Here is a 22,952-nt window from a genome sequence, read left to right as displayed (position 1 = left end):
TAATGCATAAAAACAAGCTATATCTATTTCTTTTATTCGCTTGTTTTGTAGGGTATAGTTGGTTGCTTTTTTCGTTGCAACACGAACACGAAATTCAAAGTCAAGAATTTACCGTTTGTCTGTTTAAAAAAGTAACCACTATTCCTTGTCCTTCTTGCGGAACTACACGTTCTGTAATGCAACTTTCACACGGAAATTTTCTTTCAGCAATTTTAATCAATCCTTTTGGTATAATTGTTGGATTAATTATGATTATAGCTCCCGTTTGGATTAGCTATGATTTCATTCAAAAAAAGGAAACGTTTTACACCACTTATTTAAAAATTGAAACTATACTCAGAAAACGAAAAGTCGCAATTGTACTTATCATTCTGGTAATAGCCAATTGGATTTGGAACATTAAAAAAAATCTATGATTACAACAGCAAAATTTAATTATCAACCCCACGAATCGGAACTAGAACGTGCGTCGAATAGCTATTTGATGTCATTAGTAGCCGTAATTGGTGGTTTGCCATTGCCTATTTTAAATTTAATGGCGAGTATCTTCTTTTATTTAGGAAACCGAAAAAGTACAACGTTTGTAAAATGGCATTGTACACAAGCTTTGGTTTCTCAATTGGGTTTGTTTTTCTTTAATAGTGCTGGTTTTTGGTGGACTATGTCTATTCTTTTTCAAGATGGAGAGGCAACCAATTATTACTTTGCTTACATTATTACGTTAGTGGTTTTTAACTTAATTGAGTTTTTCTCTACCTTAATTATCGCAACTAAAGTAAGAAAAGGACAACACACTGAATTCTTCTTTTTTGGAGATGTTACTAATTTAATTTGCAAAACGAATGAAGACAATAAGTAAAGGATTAGTAATTGTAGCACTATTTTTTGGTGTTTGGATGTTGTTATCGCAAATTGATTTTGTGAAACATTTTAAAGTGAAAGAAGCTAAAACTGGAACCGAAAAAACACTTGGTGATATCATTTGGAACGAAATCGAAGATACCGAAACTATCATTTTTGATGATTCGATTGTGAATACTTTGGATTCCTTGTTATTACCCATTTGCAAAGAAAACGGCATCGAAAGAGACAGTTTAAAAGTACACATCATTGACAAAGATGAAGTAAATGCTTTTGCAATGCCGGATAATCATTTAGTCGTTTACACTGGTTTAATAAAAGCTTGTAAAAACGAACAAGCGTTATTAGGTGTTTTAGGTCACGAAATTGCGCATATTGAAGGCAATCACGTAATGAAAAAATTGTCGAAAGAAATTGGTCTTTCCGTTTTGTTATCGATTACGACTGGTTCAAATGGTGCGGTTTTAAGTGAGATTTTAAAAACACTTTCATCATCAGCCTACGACAGAAGTTTAGAAACCGAAGCCGACATTCAAAGCGTAAAATATTTGCTTAACGCGAATATCGATCCAAGACCATTTGCTGATTTTCTTTACGAATTATCCGTTGATAATGAGTTGCACAAATATACGTATTGGGTTTCCACACATCCCGAATCAGAAGCGAGAGCCAAAACCATTTTGAATTATTTAAAAGGTAAAAAGATAGAATCGAAACCTATTTTAACTAAAGAAGCTTGGGAAGATTTTAAGGAAAAAGTTGAGGTTATTGAGTAGTTTTCAGTATTATGAAAAAAATAGCAATTATATTATTTTTTATACATTTTTGTATTTACAGCCAAGAAACGATTTCTTATGAGAATATTTACAAGGAGAATAACCTTGTGTATAATTCACTGACAAAAAAATTGTTTTCTGGAATAGCTCAAGGATTTAAAAAGAGTAACCATTTATCTTTTGAGATGGAATTTGAAAAAGGGATTTTGAAAACTACTACTCAATATTATAAAGGGAAAGAAAAGAGAATAGCTGAAATAAAATTTTATTTGGAAGACGGTAAAATTTATAAAAAATTAAAATATTCTTTTGATAGAACATATACTTGGACAGTACATTATGATTTAAATGAGACAAAAATTCTTGAGGAAGAACATGAAAATGAAGTTTTAAAATACTATTGTGAATTTTTAAATGGTAAAAAAAATGGTAAGGAAGTTTGTGTTAAAGAAAACGGATTGATTATTGAAAACTTTTATGAAAATGGAAAACTAAAGTAGATTTATAAACCATTTTATTTTTTGAAAAGTTTATAATTTTCAACAAAAAAACAAAAGGCTAATCTATTGATTAGCCTTTCTCTTTTCTTTCCAATTCCGCTTGAAACTCTTCCATTACGGGTTTCATAGTGCTTTCAGGAATATCAGATATTCGAATATACATTAATCCGTCAACCGCATTATTAAATAGTGGATCTACATTAAATGCAACCACTCTTGCGTTTTGTTTGATGTATTTCTTAATTAAAACCGGTAAGCGTAAAGTTCCTGGTTCTAGTTCGTCGATAATCTTGTCAAATTTATTTAAGTCCGATTCGGTTTCGTTAAAAACAAAATCTTTATCAGCGTCTTTCAGTTTTACCTTGAATTCTTTTTTCGGATGCACATATTGCGCAATGTATGGATCGTAGTAATGCGATTTCATGAATTCAATCATCAACGATTTTGAAAACTCAGAAAACTGATTGCTAATACTTACACCACCAATTAAATATTTGTGTTCAGGATAATGTAAAGTCGTGTGAACGATTCCTTTCCATAACAAGAACAAAGGCATTGGTTTTTGTTGGTATTCTTTAATAATGAACGCTCTACCCATTTCGATAGATTTACTCATCATATCATACAATTCAGGTTCAAAACGGAACAATTCATGCAAATAAAAACCATCAATTCCGTGTTTTGGATAAATATGCGAACCTAATCCCATACGATAAGCACCAGCAATACACTGTGCTTCTTCATCCCACAAAAACATGTGATGATAGTATTTGTCGTAAGCATCTAAATCTAATGATTCGTTTGTTCCTTCACCTACTTCTCTAAACGTAATTTCGCGCAAACGACCAATTTCGTGTAAGATATTCGGAATTTTATCAGCGGTTACGAAGTAAACTTCATAATTTTTACTTTGTAATAATCGGTAATCACCATTTTTTAGAAAAGCCATCTCTTCTAAAATTTGATCATGATTTGCTGGTTTCGCAATTTGCTTTGGAGGTTTTGGAATGCTTAATTTTGGTAAATTAATTTTACTTTCCTCTTCAAAAGCATTCGAAAGCATATAGGTTTTTTTACGTAAGAAATCACCATACGCTTCAATATCTTGGTATTCGTTTTGTTCTGCTACCGAAATAGGTTTTCCAATACGAACTTTAATTACTCTATCTTTTTGCGTTAGTAATTCACTTGGTAATTTTGCAGTTCTAAGTGTGTCATTTATTTTAGATAAGAAGTAAAATAATCTACTATTCTTAGCATGAAAATAAATAGGAATAACCGGAACTTGCGCTTTACGAATGACTTTTATTGCACCTTCTTCCCAAGGTTTATCTACGACTAACTTACCATCTTTATAAGTAGAAACTTCTCCAGCAGGAAACATTCCTAAAGGTTTTCCATCGCTTAAATGACGTAACGTTTCTTTAATTCCAACAACGCTTGATTTTGCATCTTTATGATTCTCAAACGGATTAACCGGCATAATGTACGGTTTCATCGGTTCGATGCGATGCAATAGAAAGTTGGCAATAATTTTGAAATTCGGTTCTCTTTCAAGCATTAATTTCAAAAGTAAAATACCGTCAATTCCGCCAAGTGGATGATTAGAAATAGTAATATAAGCGCCGTCTTTTGGTAAACGTTTTAAATCTTCTTCTGGGATTTCGAACTTGATTTGGAATTCATCTAAAATAGCATTCAAAAATTCCAATTCACTCAAATGTTTGTTTCGGTCATAAATTTTGTTCAGCGAAGAAATCTTAAGCACTTTCATGAGCAACCAGCCCGAGAAAGTCCCGAAAACCCCATATTTGTCAGCATTAATTGCCTTTGCAACTTCTTTAGCAGTAACTAAACCCATTTATAATTTGTTTATTGAGCAAGAAACAAAGATAAGAATTTTGATGAATTTTCAGCACTTTTCATTTGCTAATAAAAAAGACGATTTTGTTATATTTTTTAGTAGCTTGATAGTTAGTGAATTATGAAATCGATGAAATCTAATCTTTATTTTTAAAAACCTTTTTCTTATATTTGGTCAAAAGCTATAGTAGTAAATGAAAATCATATCATACAACGTTAACGGAATTCGAGCAGCCATTACCAAAGGTTTTTTAGAATGGTTGCAACAAGCAAATCCCGATGTTATTTGTCTTCAAGAAATTAAAGCTACAGAAGACCAAATCCCAAAAATAGAAATTGAAGCAGCAGGTTATCCTTACCAATATTATTTTCCAGCTGAAAAAAAAGGGTATAGTGGTGTGGCAGTTTTGTCAAAAATCGAACCTAAAAATGTAGTTTTCGGAACTGGAATTCAGCACATGGATTTTGAAGGAAGAAATTTACGAGTAGATTTTGAAGACGTTTCTATTATGAGTTTGTATCTTCCATCTGGCACAAATATTGATAGATTAGATCATAAGTTCATGTTCATGGACGATTTTCAAAACTATGTTAATGAGTTGAAAAAAGAAGTTCCAAACTTGGTAATTTGTGGTGATTACAACATTTGTCACGAAGCAATCGATATTCATGATCCAATAAGAAATGCAAAGATTTCGGGATTTTTACCTGAAGAACGCGCTTGGTTAGATGGTTTCATGAAAAGCGGATTTATAGATACCTTTCGTCATTTAAACAAAGAACCAGACAATTACAGTTGGTGGAGTTACAGAGCCAATGCTCGAAATAATAACAAGGGTTGGAGAATCGATTATTGTTTGGCAGCCGAACCTTTGAAAGATAAAATTCAAAGAGCACTAATTTTGCCAGAAGCCAAACATTCCGACCATTGCCCTGTTTTAGTAGAAATTAAATAAGAATCAATTAATCAAAAACGATAATACAAAATGATTAGAAAAATTGCCCTTGCTTGTGTAGTTTTAAGTTTAACTACTTCATGTGTTTCTAAAAAAATCTATCAAGATTTAGAAAACAAATATGCAGATTTAAAGAAAGAACACAACGCTTTATCTGACGAAAATGGATTACTAAAAACCGATAAAAATCAGTTGGAATTAGATAAAAACAATCTTCAAACGGAATTAGATAAAACAAAAGCGGAACGCGATAAATTAGCGGCAGATTACGCTGCTACCAAAAAGAGTTTAGATAATTTGAAAGCGTCTTATGCAGCTCTTGAAAAAGACAGCAACGATGCTTTAGAAGCGAATATTAACAAAAACAGACAATTGTTAGCCGAGTTAGAAGCAAAACAAAAAGCTTTAGCAGCGGAACAAGATCGTTTAAACAAATTGAAAAAAGATTTAGAAGCTTCGTCAACTCGTTTAGCCGAATTAGAAAAAATGATGGCTGACAAAGAAGCGGCTATGAAAAAACTGAAAGAAACTTTATCTAAATCCTTAAAAGCATTTGAAGGTAAAGGTCTGACTGTAACTGAAAGAGATGGAAAAGTATACGTTTCTATGGAAAACAAATTACTTTTCGAATCAGGTAGTTGGACTGTTGGTTCAGAAGGTAAAAAAGCGGTGGATTTAGTTGGGAAAGTTTTAGGAGATAATCCAGACATTTCTGTTTTAATTGAAGGGCATACTGATAATGATAAAATCACAGGAACTATTGGTGGTGGAGTAGAGAACAATTGGGATTTATCTACAAAACGTGCCACAGCAATCGTAAATATTTTATCAGCAAACGCCAAAGTGAAAAAAGAAAACTTAACAGCTGCGGGTCGTGGTGAATATGCGCCTTTAATGAGCAACGAAACGGCTGAAGGAAAAGCAAAAAACAGAAGAATCGAAATCATCCTAACACCTAAGTTAGATGAGATTTCTAAAATGTTGAATGATCTATAACATTTCATAAAAGATTGATAAAAAAGGCTTGAGTTTAAAATTCAAGCCTTTTTCTTTGGGTTAAACTTTGTAACTTTGAACTTTAAATTTTCAAATCCTGAAATGAACTACACAACACTACCCAATACCGAACTAAAAGTCAGCAAAATCTGTTTAGGAACGATGACTTTTGGGAATCAAAATACCGAAAGTGAATCGCACAGTCAATTAGATTATGCTCTTGAAAAAGGAATTAATTTTATTGATACCGCCGAAATGTATCCAATTGGTGGCAACGCTCAAATCTTTGGAAGTACAGAACGTCACATTGGAACTTGGATAAAGAAAATTGGTGCTTCAGAAAGAGAAAAACTGGTTTTAGCTACTAAAATTGCGGGACCAAATCGTGGAATGGAGTACATTCGTCAGCCATTAGATTTTTCAAAGAAAAGTATTCACGAAGCGGTAGAATTAAGTTTAAAAAACCTTCAAACCGATTACATCGATTTATATCAAATGCATTGGCCAGAACGCATCATGAATATGTTTCAAAAACGCGGTGTTCAGGAATTGGATACAAAATGGCAAGACAATATTTTTGATGTATTAACAGTTTACGACGGATTAATCAAAGAAGGGAAAATCAAACACATTGGACTTTCAAATGAAAATCCGTGGGGTGTAATGCGTTTTTTAATGGAAAGCGAGAAACACGGTTTACCAAGAATTGCAACGATTCAAAATCCGTTTTCGTTATTGAACCGATTGTATGAAGTTGGTTTGTCAGAAATTGGAATGCGAGAAAATGTTGGATTACTGGCGTATTCTCCACTTGGTTTCGGATTTTTATCTGGAAAATATTTGAATGGTTATCCCGAAAACTCTCGCATGAAATTGTTTCCAAATTTTGTTCGTTATACCAATGAAAACTGCTTCAGGGCAACCAAATTATACAAAGAATTAGCAGAAGCTAACGGTTTGACATTAACCCAAATGGCAATTGCTTTTGTACATCGTCAAAAATTTGTAACGTCAACTATTATTGGTGCTACCACTATGGAACAATTGCAAGAAAACATAACTGCTTTTGACACTGTTTTATCAGACGAAATCGTAGCTGAAATAGAGAAAATTCAGGAATTAATTCCGAATCCAGCTCCTTAAAAAAAAGTAAAAAACCTGACAGGTTTCTGAAACCTGTCAGGTTTATAAATTACAAATTATCTATAAACTTATCCTTCGGATATTTAATCTTATAACTGATTCTGAATTTCTTGGTATCTCCTGTGCTGAGTTTAACATCCCAAGTTAAAATTCCGGTTTCTGCGTTTACTTTTGCTTTTCCGTTTTCTAATAATTCTATGGTAATTTCTTTATCGGTGCTAATAGGATATTGGTTGTATAACCTATATCACTTTTTCTTATTCTGAAATTTTTGGTTCCGATTTGTTCCGTAAAAATAAACCGTCACGTTGTGCTACAGAAAAATCGATTTCTGAAAAAATAGAAATTACGTTTTTGTTTGTGGTTATTGTTAGAATAATAGAAGGTTGGTTCATTGAATTTGATTTTATTCAAAAACAATAAAAAACCCAACTAGTACTAAAACTTATTGGGTTTGATAAAAAATAGGTTTAATGTTATAACTAACTATATTAATGAATTTTATATCTTTAATATTTCAGTTTTTGCCATCCAGAAAATATCTGATTTTAAGAATTGGAGTCTTGTTATAATTATTTGATCAGTTTTGTTTTTGGTTGGTTTTGTTATAAATCTTGCCTTGGAATTAGTAAAGTCCAAAGTGTTTTTCTCATCAATATCTTTTTGTTTATCAGAAAAGAATGATATCACATTATTTTCCATAGTCCATGTCCCTTTACCATAAATGTTTTTTTCTGATGGAACTTGAAATTTATCGTTTGAATAATATTGGAAGAAAAATGTTCCATTTTCGTTTAAAGTTAGTTTCCATTCTATCAAATCACCTTTTTTAGTTCTAACTGAACTTTGATAATCACCAATAACTTTATCTACTTGAGAGAATAACGTCAAATTGGATATTAAGATTAAAATTGTAAAAATCGTTTTCATTGGATTGGTTTTCATATTTAATTTTTATTAGTTTTTCTTTTTAAAAAACCTGACAGGTTTATAAATTACAAATTATCTATAAACTTATCCTTCGGATATTTGACCTTATAACTGATTCTGAATTTCTTAGTTTCTCCAGCGTTAAGTTTCACATCCCAAGTTAGAATTCCGGTTTCGGCATTTACTTTTGCTTTTCCGTTGTCTAATAATTCGATGGTGATTTCTTTATCGGTACTTATTGGATATTGATCTTTCAACAACATTTCAATTGCTTCTTTTTTGTTGTTTTTTACGGTGATATCGTAAGTAAAAGTTTGTTCTTTATATCCCGACAAGAATTTAGTTCCCGATTTATCCGCAATTTTTTCTCGTTTGATGGCGATTTTTTTGTCTCTTCCCATACTTAAATTCAAGGTGTCTGAAGTTTGATTTGGGTTAATCATGGTTTTGCCTACATACATACCTTCGAAAATAATATTGGCTTCTCCAGGTAACAAATTGAATTTCGAATATTCACTAATTTCAGCTAATAAAAAGGCTTCTTTTTCTACTTTTGGAACCGCATAATATTTGTAAGTTGCTGGTAATTTTAAATCTTTCAAGGCAACACTATGTGCTTTTCCGTTGGATAATATATCATAAGGAATATCAATGTCAAATGAAATGTTTAATTGGTTTTCGTTGATTGTTGTGTAGTTTGAGATGGAAGATTCGTCCATTTCCATTTTTTTGTCATACGCAACCCCTGCAACTTGTCCTTGAAGAGTATTATATGCTGCATTACTATTATTGTAAACTCTTTGATATCCAAATCGTAAAAACCAAGCTTGTAAAATAGGAGCCGTATTGTTTTGATTTGGATTACCGCTTGAAAGGGTAAGTTTTACTTTTTTCCAATCGATTCCTGTATTTTGTACCACTTTTGCTTTATACATTAGGTTGATTGGTGAGTTGATATTGTCAGCACGTAAATCGTAAAATGGCGACCATGAAGCATTATTAGTAAGGTAATTAATCTCTAAATTAACTGAACTTGCAACATCGGTCATGACTTGTAAAACCAATTTTCCTTGCGAAGATTTTTCTTGTTTTTGAGTATTCAATTCTAATTTAGAATTCAGTTTTGATAGTTTGTCTTTTAACTTATTTTCTTTCTCGATTAATGTATCTACCAAATTACTTAACTCGTTTCGTTTAGCTCTGTAATAATCCACTAATTTGATTAACTCAGATACATTTAAACCTGAATTTTGCCCAGCAACATTTTGATTTTTATCTAATAAATCAATCGTTTTGGAATAGGATACTTTTTCATTGGCAATTTTTCCCATTTCTTTTTCGATAAGCATAATACTATCACGAACTCTTTTAATCATCGGATTGCTTTCATCAATTTCATATTCCGAAATAAAATTGCGTGTAAACTGAACCGATAAAACGGTAACATTAGACGGAGCACCAATTTGAATTGTATTCTCATTGACATAATCGGCAACGTTTTTAATAACAATTTCACTAGTTCCGGAAGGAAGTGTTACGGCTGCCGATTGTAACAATTCAGCTGAATTACTATAAACTGTCGCGCTTTTAATTTTAGCGGAAGTAAAAATTGGTTTTTGAGCAAATCCTATTGCCGAAAAACATAATAATGCAAATACAAGTATTTTTTTCATCTCTATAAACTTTAGTGTTTATTGTATAGAGTGAAATAAAATGGAAAAGGTTGGGGAGTAAGTGAAATTAAATTCCTAAAATAATCTTAGCAATAGTAAAATAAGTCAAAATCCCTAAGATATCGTTACTTGTGGTAATAAACGGACCTGTTGCTAATGCAGGGTCAACTCCGTATTTGTTTAAGATAATTGGGATAAAAGTTCCAATTAACGATGCCATAATAATTACTGAAAGTAGAGCAATTGAAACTGTATAACCTACATGGATTTCGTAACCTAATAAGAAATAACTACCAGCCAATAAAATTACAGAAAGAATCACTCCGTTTAATAAACTCAAAGAAAGTTCTTTTAATAAACGTTCGACAACTGGACCAATAATGGTGTTGTTTGCCAAACCTTGTACAATAATTGCAGAAGATTGAACTCCAACGTTTCCAGCCATTGCGGCAATTAGGGGTGTAAAGAAAAATAATTCGGGATGAAATTTCATGACTGGTTCAAAAATTCCCAAAACGTGTACCGAAATAAATCCACCAAATAATGCTAAAACTAACCAAGGCAAGCGTGCTTTTGTTAGTTCTAAAATACTGTCATCGGCTTCAACGTCTTGCGAAATACCAGCAGCTAACTGGTAATCTTTGTCGGCTTCTTCTTTGATGACATCAATAATATCATCAATGGTAATACGACCAACTAAACGTCCTAATTCATCTACAACCGGAATGGCTTCCAAGTCATATTTTTGCATAATTCGCGCAACTTCCACATCTTTAGTGTCTACTTTTACGTAGTCTACTTTTTTGATATAAACTTCACTAATATGGGTTTTTGTTGAGGTGGTTAATAAATCTTTTAAGGATAATCGGCCTTTTAATCGATCTTCATCATCCACCACATATATTGAATGTACTCTTGAAACATTTTCGGCCTGAGCGCGCATTTCTTTTACGCAAGTTAAAACGTTCCAATTTTCATTAACTTTTACCAATTCTTTCCCCATCAAACCGCCAGCAGAATCTTCATCGTAGCGCAATAAATCTACAATGTCTTTGGCGTGTTCAACGTCTTCTAATTCCGAAATTACTTGTTCTTTTTTGTGTTGAGGTAATTCGGCAATAATATCAGCAGCGTCGTCTGTGCTTAATTCGTCAAGCTCTTCTGCGATTTCTTTTGGTGAAAGATTGCGTAAGATTTTTTCACGAACTTCTTCATCTAATTCCAGAAGAATTTCGGCTGTTTTTTCAGAATCTAAGGTGTTAAAAATATAACCAGCGCCATAATCATCGAGTTCTTCCATGATTTCGGCAATATCAGCAAAGTGAATATCTTCAAGAAGCAAAAGTAATTCTTGCGACTTGTTTTCACTTATAAGTTGTTCTATTTCAGATAGAAACTCTCTGCTGATTTTAAACTCCATCGGCTGTTATTTTTTGGGTAATTGATATAAATTGTTCCACCGTTAGTTGTTCCGGACGGAGGTCAAAGATAGTGTCTAATTTTAAATTATCAGAAAAATTGAATGTTTTTAAGCTATTTCGCAATGTTTTTCTTCTTTGTTGAAAAGCGGTTTTTACTACTCTAAAGAACATTTTTTCATCACATGGTAATGAGTAATCTGCTTTTCTTCTTAATCGTAACACACCAGAATCTACTTTTGGTGGTGGATTAAAAACATTAGGCGGAACCGTAAATAGGTATTCCGCGTCATAAAATGCTTGTGTTAAAACCGATAAAATTCCGTAGACTTTACTTCCTTTTTTCTCGCAAATTCGTTGGGCAACTTCTTTTTGAAACATGCCAGCAAATTCTGGAATTTGGTCGCGCATTTCTAAGGTTTTGAACACAATTTGAGTTGAAATATTGTAAGGGAAATTTCCAATGATTGCAAAAGGTTCGTCATTGAAAACTTCGTTTAAATTGTATTTTAAAAAATCTTTCGAAATGATATGATTTTCTAATTTTGGAAAGTGAACACCCAAATATTCAACCGATTCTTTGTCGATTTCAATTACAAAGGTTTCGGTTGGTTTGTCTAATAAATATTTGGTTAAAACACCCATTCCTGGACCAATTTCCAAAATTTTTGAATAGCCTTCTAACGAAAGTGTATCAGCAATATCTTTTGCAATACTTTCGTCTTTTAGGAAATGTTGTCCTAAGTGTTTTTTTGCGCTTACTTTTTCCATTTTAATTTGTTTCTCCGTAGAATTCTCCCATTACTTCTAACTCCGTTCTAAAAGCTAGCATTTTATCTGCAAAAAGGTGTAGCCCTTCTTGACGTAATCTCGGTGCGTGGTTTTGGTAATAATCTTCTAGTTTTGCTCTCGAATCCGTGAAATATTGTACGGCATAGGTTGTGCCACCCATTTCTTCTTCCACCACTACTCGAACCATTTTAGCATTGGTAAACAAACCTGTTGCTAAAACATCGTTAATATGTTTGTTTTGCATCCATTTTAACCAATCGTGGTGAATGCTTTCGTCTACGTTTACTGTTACGTTATATATAATCATTGCTTTTGTTTAATCGTTTAACTGCTTAGTTGTTTAACTAAAATATCATTTATCTTATTTTTTTCTAGTCTCTAAATAGTGGTATCACCTCGCAACGTTCGGTATTGTTTTCTGCTTTCAGTGTAATACAAACTGTCTGGATGTTCTAAAACCATTTTTTCATACAAAGGTTTTGCTTTTTCATTGTCTAAAAGATATAGGCGGTAAATTTCTGCCGAAAAAAACAAGGCTTCGTCTTTGTAAATTCCGTCTTTGAAATTGTCTAAAATGTTTTGGTAATAACTTAAAGCATTTAGATAATCTTTCTTCTCTTCGTAAATTTTGCCAACTTTAAATAAGGTGCTTTCTTCGATACTTTCGCCTTTGTGTTTTTGCAAAATGGTTAAGAAAGATTGTAACGCTTCTTCTTTTTTGTTTTGATACAATTGTAAATCTGCTTTAGCATAAGCTTGAAGAGCAACTCTTAAACTGTCTTCGGCAGAATTGTCTTGGATAAGTAAAAACATTTCGATAGCATCATTTGCAATTAGCAAACTTGGCGATTGTTTTAAGACTTTTACTTGTTGCAACGTCCAGTCGAAATCTTTTTTGTAGAAGTTTGCTTTGGCTAATTTTAGGCTGGCTTCGTGAGCTAAAACATCATTTTTCAAATTGTCTTCTACTTGTGCATAATATAAAATGGCTTGATTGAATTTTTCATCATACACCATAATATCAGCCAATTCCATTTTTACTTTTGATTGATCTCGCAAGTTTAATGGTAATTTTAATGTGTTTTGTAAAAGTTCAATTCCTGATTTTGATTGATTCAGATAAAACGTTTTAAAATGGGCTGAAAGAATTTGCAAGTCTAATGAATACGGACTAATGCCGTATTTTTTCAGTAATTCTTGAAGTTTCAAATCGATAGCAGGATATTCTTTTGAAGTTGCCGATTCCATTTCCATCGAAATTAGAAAATGATGCGCTTTCATTTGTAATTCCAAATCCTGAGTGTTTTCTAAAACAAATTCTAAAATAAGTTTTGCGTCATCAAATTGTTTTTCTTCTACTGCCATACTTCCCAAAGTGACAATGTTATAAAAACTTTCAGGATTTCTTTTATAAACTGCTTTCTCTTGAATAAAGGCTTTTCCGTATTCTTTTTGCTGCACAAAAAACCAACTCAAAAATTGATTCCAATACACATCTTGCGATTTTTGTGTTCTAAGTAATAAGTTTTTTCGAATAGTAGCTGCGAAAGAACCATCGGAATCGTCCTTTAAATAGCGAGTCAACTGATTTTGAACCATTGGAGTTCCGTCAGGCGTATTGAAACCGTAATCTAATAATTTGTTTAGCATGACTTCCAAATTACCTAATTGCCCTTGAATCATGGCGGTCTGATAATCAAAGTTTAGATTTGGGTTTTTCTTTTGCGCGGTTTCATACGTTTTTAACGCCCAAGGCAACAATACTTTTTTCTCAAAGGAATTAGCAACTTGATATGCGTAATTCGGCTCTTTTTCAACTTCTTGAATGGCTAATTCGTAATTTTTATCTGCCTTATCAGTATTTTTTTGAAGTTGGTAGTTGTAACCCAATTCAATGTACAACAAAAGTTGGTTGTATTTGTCTTTTCGTTTGGTAATGGCGTTTTCCGCTTTATCGTATTGTTGCAATTGCTGGTAACATTCCACTACTTTTTGAAAGAAAAAATAATTGGAAGGTTGCTTGGTCGAAATTTCCTCAAATAAAGTCAGTGCTTTTTGAAATTCGCCTTTTTCAAAATAGTCCATAGCCAATTGCTCATTCTGTGCCGAAACCCAAAACGAGGACAAAACGAGTATGAAAAAAGCTATTTTTCGCAACATAAATAAAACAAATAATGTACTAAAGTAACACTTTTTAGCGTCAAATTAGTACATTATTTTATAAAGATTAACGTTTAGTTAATGATGTCAAATCCAGTATATTTTCTTAAAACTTCAGGAACTACGATACCTTCTGGTGTTTGGTAGTTCTCTAAAATTCCAGCTAATACTCTTGGTAACGCTAAAGAACTTCCGTTCAAAGTGTGTGCCAATTGGTTTTTGCCTTCTTTGTCTTTGAAACGTAATTTTAAACGATTCGCTTGGAAGGTTTCAAAATTAGATACCGAACTAATTTCTAACCAACGCTCTTGCGCTGTTGAATATACTTCAAAATCATACGTTAAAGCAGAAGCAAAACTCATGTCCCCACCACATAATCTAAGAATTCTATAAGGTAATTTTAGTTCTTGTAAAATTCCTTTTACGTGTTCTACCATTCCGTCTAAAGCTTCATACGATTTGTCAGGATGTTCAATACGAACAATTTCTACTTTATCAAATTGGTGCAAACGATTTAAACCTCTTACGTGAGCACCATACGAACCTGCTTCGCGACGGAAACATGGTGTGTATCCTGTACAAAGAACTGGTAAATCATTTTCGTTTAATAAAACATCTCTAAAGATATTCGTCACCGGAACTTCTGCTGTAGGAATTAAATATAAGTCATCCACACCTACATGGTACATTTGACCTTCTTTGTCTGGTAATTGTCCTGTTCCAAAACCAGAAGCTTCGTTTACCATGTGCGGAACTTGGTATTCTAAGTAACCAGCATCGGTATTTTTATCTAAGAAATACGTGATTAATGCACGTTGTAATTTGGCTCCTTTTCCTTTGTAAACAGGAAAACCTGCTCCGGTGATTTTAACACCTAATTCGAAATCAATTAAATCGTATTTTTTTGCTAATTCCCAGTGAGGCAAAGCACCTTCGTGTAATTTTGGAATTTCACCCTCTTGATACACGTTTAAGTTTTCTTCAGGTGTTTTTCCTTCCGGAACGATTTCAGCTGGTAAATTAGGTAGTTTGTATAATTCTTCTTGTAGTTTAGCGGCATATGTATTCAATACTTCGGTCAATTCTTTGTCTTTTTCACGAAGTTGAACTGATTTTTCTTTCAAGATTTCGGCTTTTGCTTTTTCGCCACTTTTCATTAAATCCCCAATATCTTTGGATAGCTTATTTGACTCGGATTTGATAGTATCTAATTCAACTTGAGTTGCTCTTCTTTTTTCGTCTAATGCAATAACTTCCTCGATTGCATTTTTAGCATCTAAGTTTTTCTTAGCTAATCGTTTTACTACTTCGTCTTTGTTTTCTCTAATGTACGCTATCTGTAACATAATATATAGGATTTTAAGGATGCAAATTTAAGAAATTGGATTCAGATAATATACAAAAAACGATTTCACTTACGTGTTTTTGTGAATTGATGAAATTCTTACAAAAAGCTGTATTAAAATAAAGATATTATTGTATATTCGCTTGATTTTTATGTAAATTAATAATTTTAAGCTTAATTCTGTTGGGTTTTAATAATGTTAAATTGCTTAAAAGTTGCTCCCAAAATTTTATAACCTACACAAAATGAAAAAAATTATCTTAAGTCTATTGTTCTTATTCGGTGTTATCGGTTTTGCCCAAACAGATAATTCTGAATTTGATAGAATGGTAGAAGCAGAAATGAAATCGGCTTCTTCGATTCAAAATCTCAGAGTGAATCCCAATACTCTGAATTATGATGTTACCTATCATGAATTGCGTTTTACAGTAAATCCAAACAATACAACGCCATACATTAGTGGTGTTGTTAAAACTACTTTTACTGCGCTCTCTAATATGAATGTAGTTACTTTTGATATGGCAACTGCATTGGCGGTAAGTTCTGTAACAATGAATAGTACAAGTCTTACTTTTAACCAAAGCAACTATGAGTTAAACATTAATTTACCATCAACATTAACAACTGGAAATAGTGCAACAGTAGAAATTACTTATGCAGGTTCTCCGCCTCAAGCAGAAGGAGGTTTTACACGAAGTACTCATAGTGGAACACCAGTAATATATACGCTTTCGGAGCCTTTTGGCGCAAGAGATTGGTGGCCGTGCAAGCAAGATTTGAACGATAAGATAGCAAGTTTTGATATTTATATCACTTGTCCAAATACCTACATTGGGGTTTCAAACGGTTTGTTGCAGAGTTCTGTAACTTCAGGAGGAAATACAACGCGTCATTTTAGACATAATTACCCAATTCCTGCCTATTTAATTTCGTTAAATGTAACAAATTATACAACGTATAATATTCAGGCAGGTTTAGGAACAGTTGAGAGCCCGTTTTTCCCAATAAATAATTACTTGTATCCTGAAAGTAATACTGCTACAAATAGAAATGCGCTTGATGTAACTGTTCAAATAATGAATGTTTTTGAAGAAAAATTCGGACCTTATCCTTACAGAAATGAGCAATATGGTCATGTGCAATTTGGATGGGGTGGTGGAATGGAACATGCAACAATGTCTTCAATGGGAAGCTGGGGGAGAAGTTTAATTGCTCATGAGTTGGGTCACCAATGGTTTGGAAATAAAGTTACTTGTGGTTCTTGGAAAGATATTTGGTTAAATGAAGGTTTAACAGAATATACTGCAGGAATTATGGTGGAAGAATTGGATGGCGATGCGTCTTTTGTTTCTTGGAAAAACGGAAAAATTTCAAATATTACAACACAAGCAGGAGGTGCACTTTATCTAACAGATGCTGAAGCTTTAAATGTTGGGCGCATTTTTAGTAGTAGATTGTCATATAACAAAGGCTCTATGGTAACTCATATGTTGCGATGGGTTATGGGTGATGCTAATTTTTTCTTGGCACTTCGTAATTATTTAAACGATACAAATCTAGCGTATGCGTATGCGCAAACAAATGATTTAAAAGGACATCTAGAGGCGGTTCACGGTAGTAATTTGGATGAATTTTTTAATGATTGGGTGTATATGCAAGGATATCCATCGTACGCATTAGCTGTTCAAACCTTAGGTACAGGGCAAGCAAGAATTACGGTTAATCAAACCCAGTCACATTCAAGTGTTGCTTTCTTTGAAATGCCTTTAGAAATTAGATTAACAGGAGCAGGAGGATTAACGCATGATGTGGTAGTGAATAATACGGTTAATAATCAACAATTCCTGGTGCCAGTTCCGTTTTTAGTAACAGGTGTTATTTTTGACCCAAACAAACACATTATTTCAAGCAGTAATTCAACAACATTATCAAACAATAGTTTTGAACTAGAAGAAGCAATTTCAGTTTACCCAAATCCTGCAAATGACGAATTGCATATCATGATGCCAACTACTACTCAATTAGAAAAAGTAGAAATTTACAATACGTTAGGGCAACTATTAGCAACACATCAAATAGCAGATTTTAGAATTGATAACTTAAGTTCGGGAATGCATGTGATGAAAATTACTACTTCGGAAGGTGCAATTCATAAAAATTTTATAAAAAAATAGTTAGCATATAAAATAATGATGAAAAGTAAGGTGAAAACCTTACTTTTGTCGTTTAAATAAAAGCGTAAAAATGATTCAAGTAGCACAAATATTATTCATATTATCAGTTTTAGTAATTCTTCACGAATTTGGTCACTACATTACAGCCAAGATGTTTAAAGTACGAGTAGAGAAATTTTACTTGTTTATGGATGCTGGTTTTTCATTAGTGAAAAAGAAAATTGGTGAAACAGAATGGGGAATCGGATGGTTGCCACTAGGAGGTTATGTAAAACTTTCGGGAATGATTGATGAAAGTATGGATACGGAACAAATGAGCGAGGAAGCTCAGCCATGGGAATTCCGTTCAAAACCAGCTTGGCAACGTTTGATTATTATGTTAGGCGGAATCATTGTAAATGTAATTTTGGCTTGGTTGATTTTTACCATTATGTATTCGACTGTAGGGCAAAAATTTATTTCAACAGCTAAAATTCAAGAAAACGGATTGGCTTTTGGCGAAGTAGGTCAAAAAGCAGGTTTTAGAAATGGAGATAAAATTCTTTCAGTAGACGGAAAACACCAACCAAGTTTTAACCGTATGACATTAGATGTTTTATTAGGTGATAAAGTTGAGGTAGAACGTAATGGTGCTAAAGTTGATGTGATTTTAACCGATGAAATGAAAGGTGAAATCATAAGTAAAGAAGGGAAAGAATTTGTTGGACCTCGATTTTCAAATACCGTAGTAGATTCTGTTGTTCCAAAATCGGCAGCAGATGTAGCAGGTTTAAAAAAAGGTGATAAAATTAAAGCGTTAAACGGAACAGCTTTTACTTATTATGATGAGTTTAAAGAACGAATTTCAAAACATAAAAATGATAGCATTTCTTTGTCAGTTTTGAGAGGAACTCAAATGGTTGAATTGAAAGCGAAGGTTGATAAGGAAGGAAAATTAGGTTTCATCAACAAAGCATTAGATAAATTAGATTACGAAGTAAACAATCAATTATCATTCGGACAAGCGGTTCCTGCAGCGGTAAAAGAATCATGGTCACTGTTAGTTTATAATGTAAAACAATTCAAATTAATTTTACGCCCAAAAACAGAAGCTTACAAACACGTTCAAAGTCCAATAGGAATTGCACGTCGTTTACCTGATACTTGGAATTGGGAATTTATTTGGAATTTCACTGCATTATTCTCAATCGGTTTGGCATTTATGAACTTATTGCCAATTCCTGGTTTAGATGGTGGACATGCATTATTTACGATTGTTGAAATGATAACTGGGAAAAAATTATCAGACAAAGCAGCTGGGTATGTTCAAACCTTTGGAATGATTATCTTATTGACGTTAATGGCTTTAACTTTCGGAAAAGATATTTATCAATTAGTAGTAGACAAACTTTTATAATTTTTTCAATAAAATAATTTGCGATAACAAAAAATCAGTTTATATTTGCACTCGCTTAAAAGATATACAACTTCCTCCTTAGCTCAGTTGGTTAGAGCATCTGACTGTTAATCAGAGGGTCCTTGGTTCGAGCCCAAGAGGGGGAGCAAACTTTTAAGCACAATATAAACCTTTGAGGTGATTCCTCCTTAGCTCAGTTGGTTAGAGCATCTGACTGTTAATCAGAGGGTCCTTGGTTCGAGCCCAAGAGGGGGAGCAACAAAAAACCGATACAACTTGTATCGGTTTTTTTATTTATATCAAATGAACAACACGGTTTACATTCTCTACTCCAAAAAATTGGACAAACATTACATTGGTTTTACCGAAAATCTTATTTAAAGATTAGAATTTCATTTAAATGAATCTCAAAAAAGAAAGTTTACATATAAATCAGATGATTGGGAATTGATTTTCACTATTGAATGTGAAACTAAACATCAAGGGTTATCAATTGAGAAGCATATAAAATCAATGAAGAGCAGAATATATATTCAAAATTTGCTTCAATACCCTGAGATGAAATTTAAATTACTAGAAAAATATAAATGAGCATCTGACTGTTAATCAGAGTCCCGATAGCTATCGGGATTGGTTCGAGCCCAAGAGGGGGAGCAAAAAGAGCAATACGAAAGTGTTGCTCTTTTTTATGTTATCAAAATGAAATCGAATCTTTTCCATAATATTATTAAAACATTATCGCTTAACCTTTAGAAAATAATAGCTAGTAGCAATTTAATACTTTCTTATTTTTTAATTCACTTCCTTATAACTTTTGAAATTCAATTTTGTGCAACATTAATCAACACAAAAATGAATAAAAATTACACTACTAAAAAGAGCAGCAGATTCTTATCACTACTTTTAGTTTTGTTTGTTTCTACAACTTACGGACAAACATTAGTACATTATTGGAACTTTAACAACAGTACATCAATTGCTACCATTACAGCACCAAGTCTAACACTTGGAGGCGCAACTTTAAATGCCATTCCAGGCGGAATCAGTGCAATTGATTTTGCAAATGGAACAGGACAAAATTTTAACGTACTAAATTTAAATGCCAGAAATGGAGATGTTTCTGGAACACATTTACGATTTAATGATCCTATTGGTGGTGCTTTAGAATTTACATTACCAACAACTGGTTATGAAAATTGTATCGTAAAATTTGCAACTCGTCGTTCAAGTTCTGGTGCAGGAACGCAAGTTTGGTCATATTCTATTGATGGGACAAATTATCTTCCTTTTACAAATGTGATTCCAAACAACGGAGATCCAGCATTAGCGACTTTAGATTTTTCAGGAATCGACGCTACCGATAACAATCCAAATTTTAAATTGAAAGTCGAATTTCAACAAGGTTCAGGTGGAACTGTTGGAAACAATCGATTTGATAACTTCACTTTAGAAGGTACAACTTTTGGTGGTCCAGATGTTATTGCGCCTTTAGCAACTTTATTTCCTTTAAATAATGCTACAAATGTGGCAACGGATGTAGTTCCGACTATTTCTTTTAACGAAGCCATTCGATTAGCAGATAATAGTGTAATCGACAATAATAATGTTGACGCTATTGTTGAATTGCGCTTGAATAATGCAACTGGAGCAATCGTTCCTTTTGATGCTACAATTTCAGGAAATGTAATTTCAATTACGCCGCTTTCAAGTTTAACGGTTAACCAAACGTATTACATAGCTTTATTGCCAAATACAGTTGAAGATTTAAACGATAATGGAATAACTACTATACAATCTGGAATTTTTACAACAGCAAATCCTAGTATTTCTTTTGCTTCAAATTTCATTACAGTAAACGAAAATCAAGGAGCATTGTCGTTGGTTTTGAACATTGCAAATCCTGCAACTAGTTTGGTAGATTTAGTAGTAAAATCAGCACCATTCAGTACAGCAGATAATGCTGATTTTACATTAGCGTCACAAACTATCTTCATTACAGAATCATCACCAGCAACATTAACTGTAAATATTCCTATTATTGATGACATTTTAGAAGAACAACATTCCGAATATTTTGTGTTAAGTTTGGAAAGCGCATCCGGAATTACAATTTCTGGAACTCCAACTACTACTATTTACATTGTTGATAACGATAGTCAAGCGCCAACTCCAAGCAACCAAATCGAATTGAATTATATCGGAAGTTTTGACCCTTCAGGAGCTAGTACCAGTACTTGCGAAATTGTTGTACACGATGTTGCTTCGCAACGTTTGTTTACCACAAGCGCAGTAGCAGGATATTTAGATATTATCGATTTTTCTAATCCAACAAGTCCTTCTGTAATTAATTCTGTAAATATCAATCCCTATGGAGGAGTAACAAGCGTTGCAGTTAAAAACGGAATTGTAGCAGTAGCTTCACCAAATGCAGATGAAACATTGAACGGTTCGGTTGTGTTTTTCGATACGAATGGAACATTTTTAAAACAAGTAACCGTAGGAGCACTTCCCGATATGATTACTTTTTCTCCAGACGGTACAAAAGTAATGACAGCAAACGAAGGACAGCCAAATCTTGATTATTCAATTGATCCTGAAGGTTCGGTAAGTATTATTGATATTTCTGGTGGAATTGCATCGTTATCTCAATCAAATGTAACAACGTTGTTATTCACGGCTTATAACGCCCAAGAAGCTACTTTAATTGCTTCGGGAGTTAGAAAATTAAAATCTACAAGTACTTTATCTCAAGATTTCGAACCAGAATATATTACCATAAGTACTGATTCTCAAAAAGCTTGGGTAACCTTACAAGAAAATAATGCCATTGTTGAAATTAACCTAACAAACAATACTATTTCAGACATTTGGGCATTGGGAACAAAAGACATCAGTCTGCCTGGAAACGGATTTGATGTTTCTGATAACAATGGTCAGGTTTTAATTGCTAATTGGCCTATTCAAGCCTACTTTATTCCAGATGGTGTTGCAAGTTATACCGTTGGTGGAACCACTTATTTAGTTACTGCAAACGAAGGGGATGAAAAAGAATATAGCGCTTTTACCGAAAGAGTTGCTGTTGGTTCAGGAGCTTTTGGTTTAGATGCTACAATCTTCCCAAATGCTTCAGTTTTAAAACAAAATCATAATTTGGGAAGATTCAGAGTAACTAATCTTAACGGAAATACCGATGTAGATGCTCAATTTGAAACTATTCATTGTGTAGGAACACGTTCGTTTTCTATTTTCAATACTTCAACCAAACAGATAGTTTTTGATAGTGGAGATGATTTTGAACGTTACACAGCAGCAAATTTACCAACCCTTTTTAATGCAGATCACGAAAACAATACGCCAAAAGGAAGAAGTCGTGCAAAAGGACCAGAGCCAGAAGGCGTAACTATCGCGCAGATTGCAACTGAAACTTTTGCTTTTGTTTCTTTAGAACGAGTGGGCGGTGTAATAGTTTATAATATTACCAATCCAAATAACCCAGTTTTTGTAGATTATAAAAATTCAAGAAGTACTTCAGCTTATTCAGGCGATCATGGTCCAGAAGGAATTACTTATATCGCTCCAGCAAATAGCGCAACAGCTAAAGGTTATGTTTTAGTAGCCAATGAAATTAGTGGAACTATTACTATTTATGAAGTGGATGAAAATACATTATCAAATCCTGATTTTAATGCTGAGCCTAAAACATTTGTAATTTTCCCAAATCCAGCTTCAAATTCGGAAATCGTTTATTTCAATAGAGTGGCAGATATTGAAGTGTATGATGTAACTGGAAAATTAATCCTTACGGAAAAAGAAGCACTAAGCATAAATACATCAAAATTACAAACAGGAGTTTATTTAGTTAAAACCTCAGAAGGAATTACAAAAAAGTTGGTTGTTAAGTAGTTTTTTTCATCGAGAAAGTCAGTCATTCGACTGGCTTTTTTGTTTTTATACCTCTTTTTTTTCATT

19 protein-coding genes, 2 tRNA genes and 1 pseudogene are annotated in these 22,952 nt (G+C 33.1%); 12 read left to right on the top strand and 10 right to left on the bottom strand.

Features of this window, described 5'->3' with window-relative positions:
* Positions 1 to 2 precede the first annotated feature (2 nt).
* Genes AAEO58_RS02160 through AAEO58_RS02145 form a run of 4 tightly spaced genes read left to right on the top strand, consistent with a single transcriptional unit; the run spans position 3 to position 2,137 of the window.
* On the top strand, positions 3 to 416 hold the full coding sequence (locus AAEO58_RS02160) for a DUF2752 domain-containing protein (protein ID WP_133608796.1): 414 nt from the start codon (positions 3 to 5) through the stop codon (positions 414 to 416).
* Positions 413 to 859: a magnetosome magnetite crystal formation protein family gene (locus AAEO58_RS02155; protein ID WP_341681521.1), complete on the top strand. Its 447-nt coding sequence runs from the start codon at positions 413 to 415 to the stop codon at positions 857 to 859. Before AAEO58_RS02160 ends, AAEO58_RS02155 begins: the two co-directional genes overlap by 4 nt.
* Positions 843 to 1,637: a M48 family metallopeptidase gene (locus tag AAEO58_RS02150; protein WP_341681519.1), complete on the top strand. Its 795-nt coding sequence runs from the start codon at positions 843 to 845 to the stop codon at positions 1,635 to 1,637. Before AAEO58_RS02155 ends, AAEO58_RS02150 begins: the two co-directional genes overlap by 17 nt.
* Before the next feature lie 11 nt (positions 1,638 to 1,648).
* Positions 1,649 to 2,137: a hypothetical protein gene (locus AAEO58_RS02145; RefSeq protein ID WP_341681517.1), complete on the top strand. Its 489-nt coding sequence runs from the start codon at positions 1,649 to 1,651 to the stop codon at positions 2,135 to 2,137.
* Positions 2,138 to 2,207: 70 nt separating this feature from the next.
* Here AAEO58_RS02145 and AAEO58_RS02140 read toward each other — a convergent pair whose 3' ends face one another.
* Positions 2,208 to 3,998, bottom strand: coding sequence for a GNAT family N-acyltransferase (locus tag AAEO58_RS02140; RefSeq protein WP_133608788.1), 1,791 nt, complete (start codon positions 3,996 to 3,998; stop codon positions 2,208 to 2,210).
* A 196-nt stretch (positions 3,999 to 4,194) separates the two neighbouring features.
* On the opposite strand from AAEO58_RS02140, the gene AAEO58_RS02135 reads away from it, so the two are divergent.
* The 3 genes from AAEO58_RS02135 to AAEO58_RS02125 all read left to right on the top strand — a co-directional run bounded on the left by AAEO58_RS02135 (position 4,195) and on the right by AAEO58_RS02125 (position 7,095).
* Positions 4,195 to 4,956 carry an exodeoxyribonuclease III gene (locus AAEO58_RS02135; RefSeq protein ID WP_341681514.1) on the top strand — a complete coding sequence of 254 codons (762 nt, stop codon included), beginning with the start codon at positions 4,195 to 4,197 and terminating at the stop codon, positions 4,954 to 4,956.
* 30 nt (positions 4,957 to 4,986) lie between these two features.
* Positions 4,987 to 5,952 carry an OmpA family protein gene (locus AAEO58_RS02130; protein WP_133608784.1) on the top strand — a complete coding sequence of 322 codons (966 nt, stop codon included), beginning with the start codon at positions 4,987 to 4,989 and terminating at the stop codon, positions 5,950 to 5,952.
* Between the two features lie 102 nt (positions 5,953 to 6,054).
* Positions 6,055 to 7,095, top strand: coding sequence for an aldo/keto reductase (locus AAEO58_RS02125; RefSeq protein WP_133609450.1), 1,041 nt, complete (start codon positions 6,055 to 6,057; stop codon positions 7,093 to 7,095).
* A 49-nt stretch (positions 7,096 to 7,144) separates the two neighbouring features.
* Here AAEO58_RS02125 and AAEO58_RS02120 read toward each other — a convergent pair.
* The 9 genes and pseudogenes from AAEO58_RS02120 to serS all read right to left on the bottom strand — a co-directional run.
* A pseudogene (locus AAEO58_RS02120) lies at positions 7,145 to 7,324 on the bottom strand (DUF4139 domain-containing protein); the annotation flags it as partial.
* Between the two features lie 28 nt (positions 7,325 to 7,352).
* Positions 7,353 to 7,490, bottom strand: a complete 138-nt coding sequence (locus AAEO58_RS02115) for a hypothetical protein (RefSeq protein ID WP_341681513.1) — start codon at positions 7,488 to 7,490, stop codon at positions 7,353 to 7,355.
* 106 nt (positions 7,491 to 7,596) lie between these two features.
* Entirely contained in the window at positions 7,597 to 8,040 is a 444-nt protein-coding gene (locus tag AAEO58_RS02110; protein WP_341681512.1) for a hypothetical protein, read from the bottom strand.
* 50 nt (positions 8,041 to 8,090) lie between these two features.
* Positions 8,091 to 9,698, bottom strand: coding sequence for a DUF4139 domain-containing protein (locus AAEO58_RS02105; RefSeq protein WP_341681511.1), 1,608 nt, complete (start codon positions 9,696 to 9,698; stop codon positions 8,091 to 8,093).
* A 67-nt stretch (positions 9,699 to 9,765) separates the two neighbouring features.
* Positions 9,766 to 11,118, bottom strand: coding sequence for a magnesium transporter (gene mgtE / locus AAEO58_RS02100; protein WP_341681509.1), 1,353 nt, complete (start codon positions 11,116 to 11,118; stop codon positions 9,766 to 9,768).
* Positions 11,108 to 11,887 carry a 16S rRNA (adenine(1518)-N(6)/adenine(1519)-N(6))-dimethyltransferase RsmA gene (gene rsmA, locus AAEO58_RS02095; RefSeq protein WP_133608776.1) on the bottom strand — a complete coding sequence of 260 codons (780 nt, stop codon included), beginning with the start codon at positions 11,885 to 11,887 and terminating at the stop codon, positions 11,108 to 11,110. Before rsmA ends, mgtE begins: the two co-directional genes overlap by 11 nt.
* Before the next feature lies 1 nt (position 11,888).
* Positions 11,889 to 12,215, bottom strand: coding sequence for a DUF4286 family protein (locus AAEO58_RS02090; protein WP_133608774.1), 327 nt, complete (start codon positions 12,213 to 12,215; stop codon positions 11,889 to 11,891).
* A gap of 71 nt (positions 12,216 to 12,286) precedes the next feature.
* A complete protein-coding gene (locus AAEO58_RS02085) occupies positions 12,287 to 13,993 on the bottom strand; it encodes a tetratricopeptide repeat protein (protein WP_341681508.1) in 1,707 nt (568 codons plus the stop codon).
* Positions 13,994 to 14,142: 149 nt separating this feature from the next.
* Positions 14,143 to 15,414 (bottom strand): serine--tRNA ligase, encoded by a 1,272-nt coding sequence (gene serS / locus AAEO58_RS02080; protein ID WP_341681507.1) that lies wholly within the window; start codon positions 15,412 to 15,414, stop codon positions 14,143 to 14,145.
* A 244-nt stretch (positions 15,415 to 15,658) separates the two neighbouring features.
* Here serS and AAEO58_RS02075 point away from each other — a divergent pair, with 244 nt between their 5' ends.
* The 5 genes from AAEO58_RS02075 (at position 15,659) to AAEO58_RS02055 (ending at position 22,886) form a co-directional block, all read left to right on the top strand.
* Entirely contained in the window at positions 15,659 to 17,587 is a 1,929-nt protein-coding gene (locus AAEO58_RS02075) for a M1 family metallopeptidase (protein WP_341681505.1), read from the top strand.
* Between the two features lie 70 nt (positions 17,588 to 17,657).
* Positions 17,658 to 18,983, top strand: a complete 1,326-nt coding sequence (gene rseP, locus AAEO58_RS02070) for an RIP metalloprotease RseP (RefSeq protein WP_341681503.1) — start codon at positions 17,658 to 17,660, stop codon at positions 18,981 to 18,983.
* A 72-nt stretch (positions 18,984 to 19,055) separates the two neighbouring features.
* Positions 19,056 to 19,129 (top strand) — tRNA-Asn (locus AAEO58_RS02065).
* A gap of 36 nt (positions 19,130 to 19,165) precedes the next feature.
* Positions 19,166 to 19,239 (top strand) — tRNA-Asn (locus AAEO58_RS02060).
* Positions 19,240 to 19,835: 596 nt separating this feature from the next.
* Positions 19,836 to 22,886: a choice-of-anchor I family protein gene (locus AAEO58_RS02055; protein ID WP_341681501.1), complete on the top strand. Its 3,051-nt coding sequence runs from the start codon at positions 19,836 to 19,838 to the stop codon at positions 22,884 to 22,886.
* The last annotated feature ends 66 nt before the right edge of the window (positions 22,887 to 22,952 follow it).

It is taken from the genome of Flavobacterium helocola (genome assembly GCF_038289885.1).
GTDB lineage: Bacteria > Bacteroidota > Bacteroidia > Flavobacteriales > Flavobacteriaceae > Flavobacterium > Flavobacterium cheniae.
Note: the sequence above shows the minus strand (reverse complement) of the source record. Positions and strands in the feature narration are given on the sequence as shown.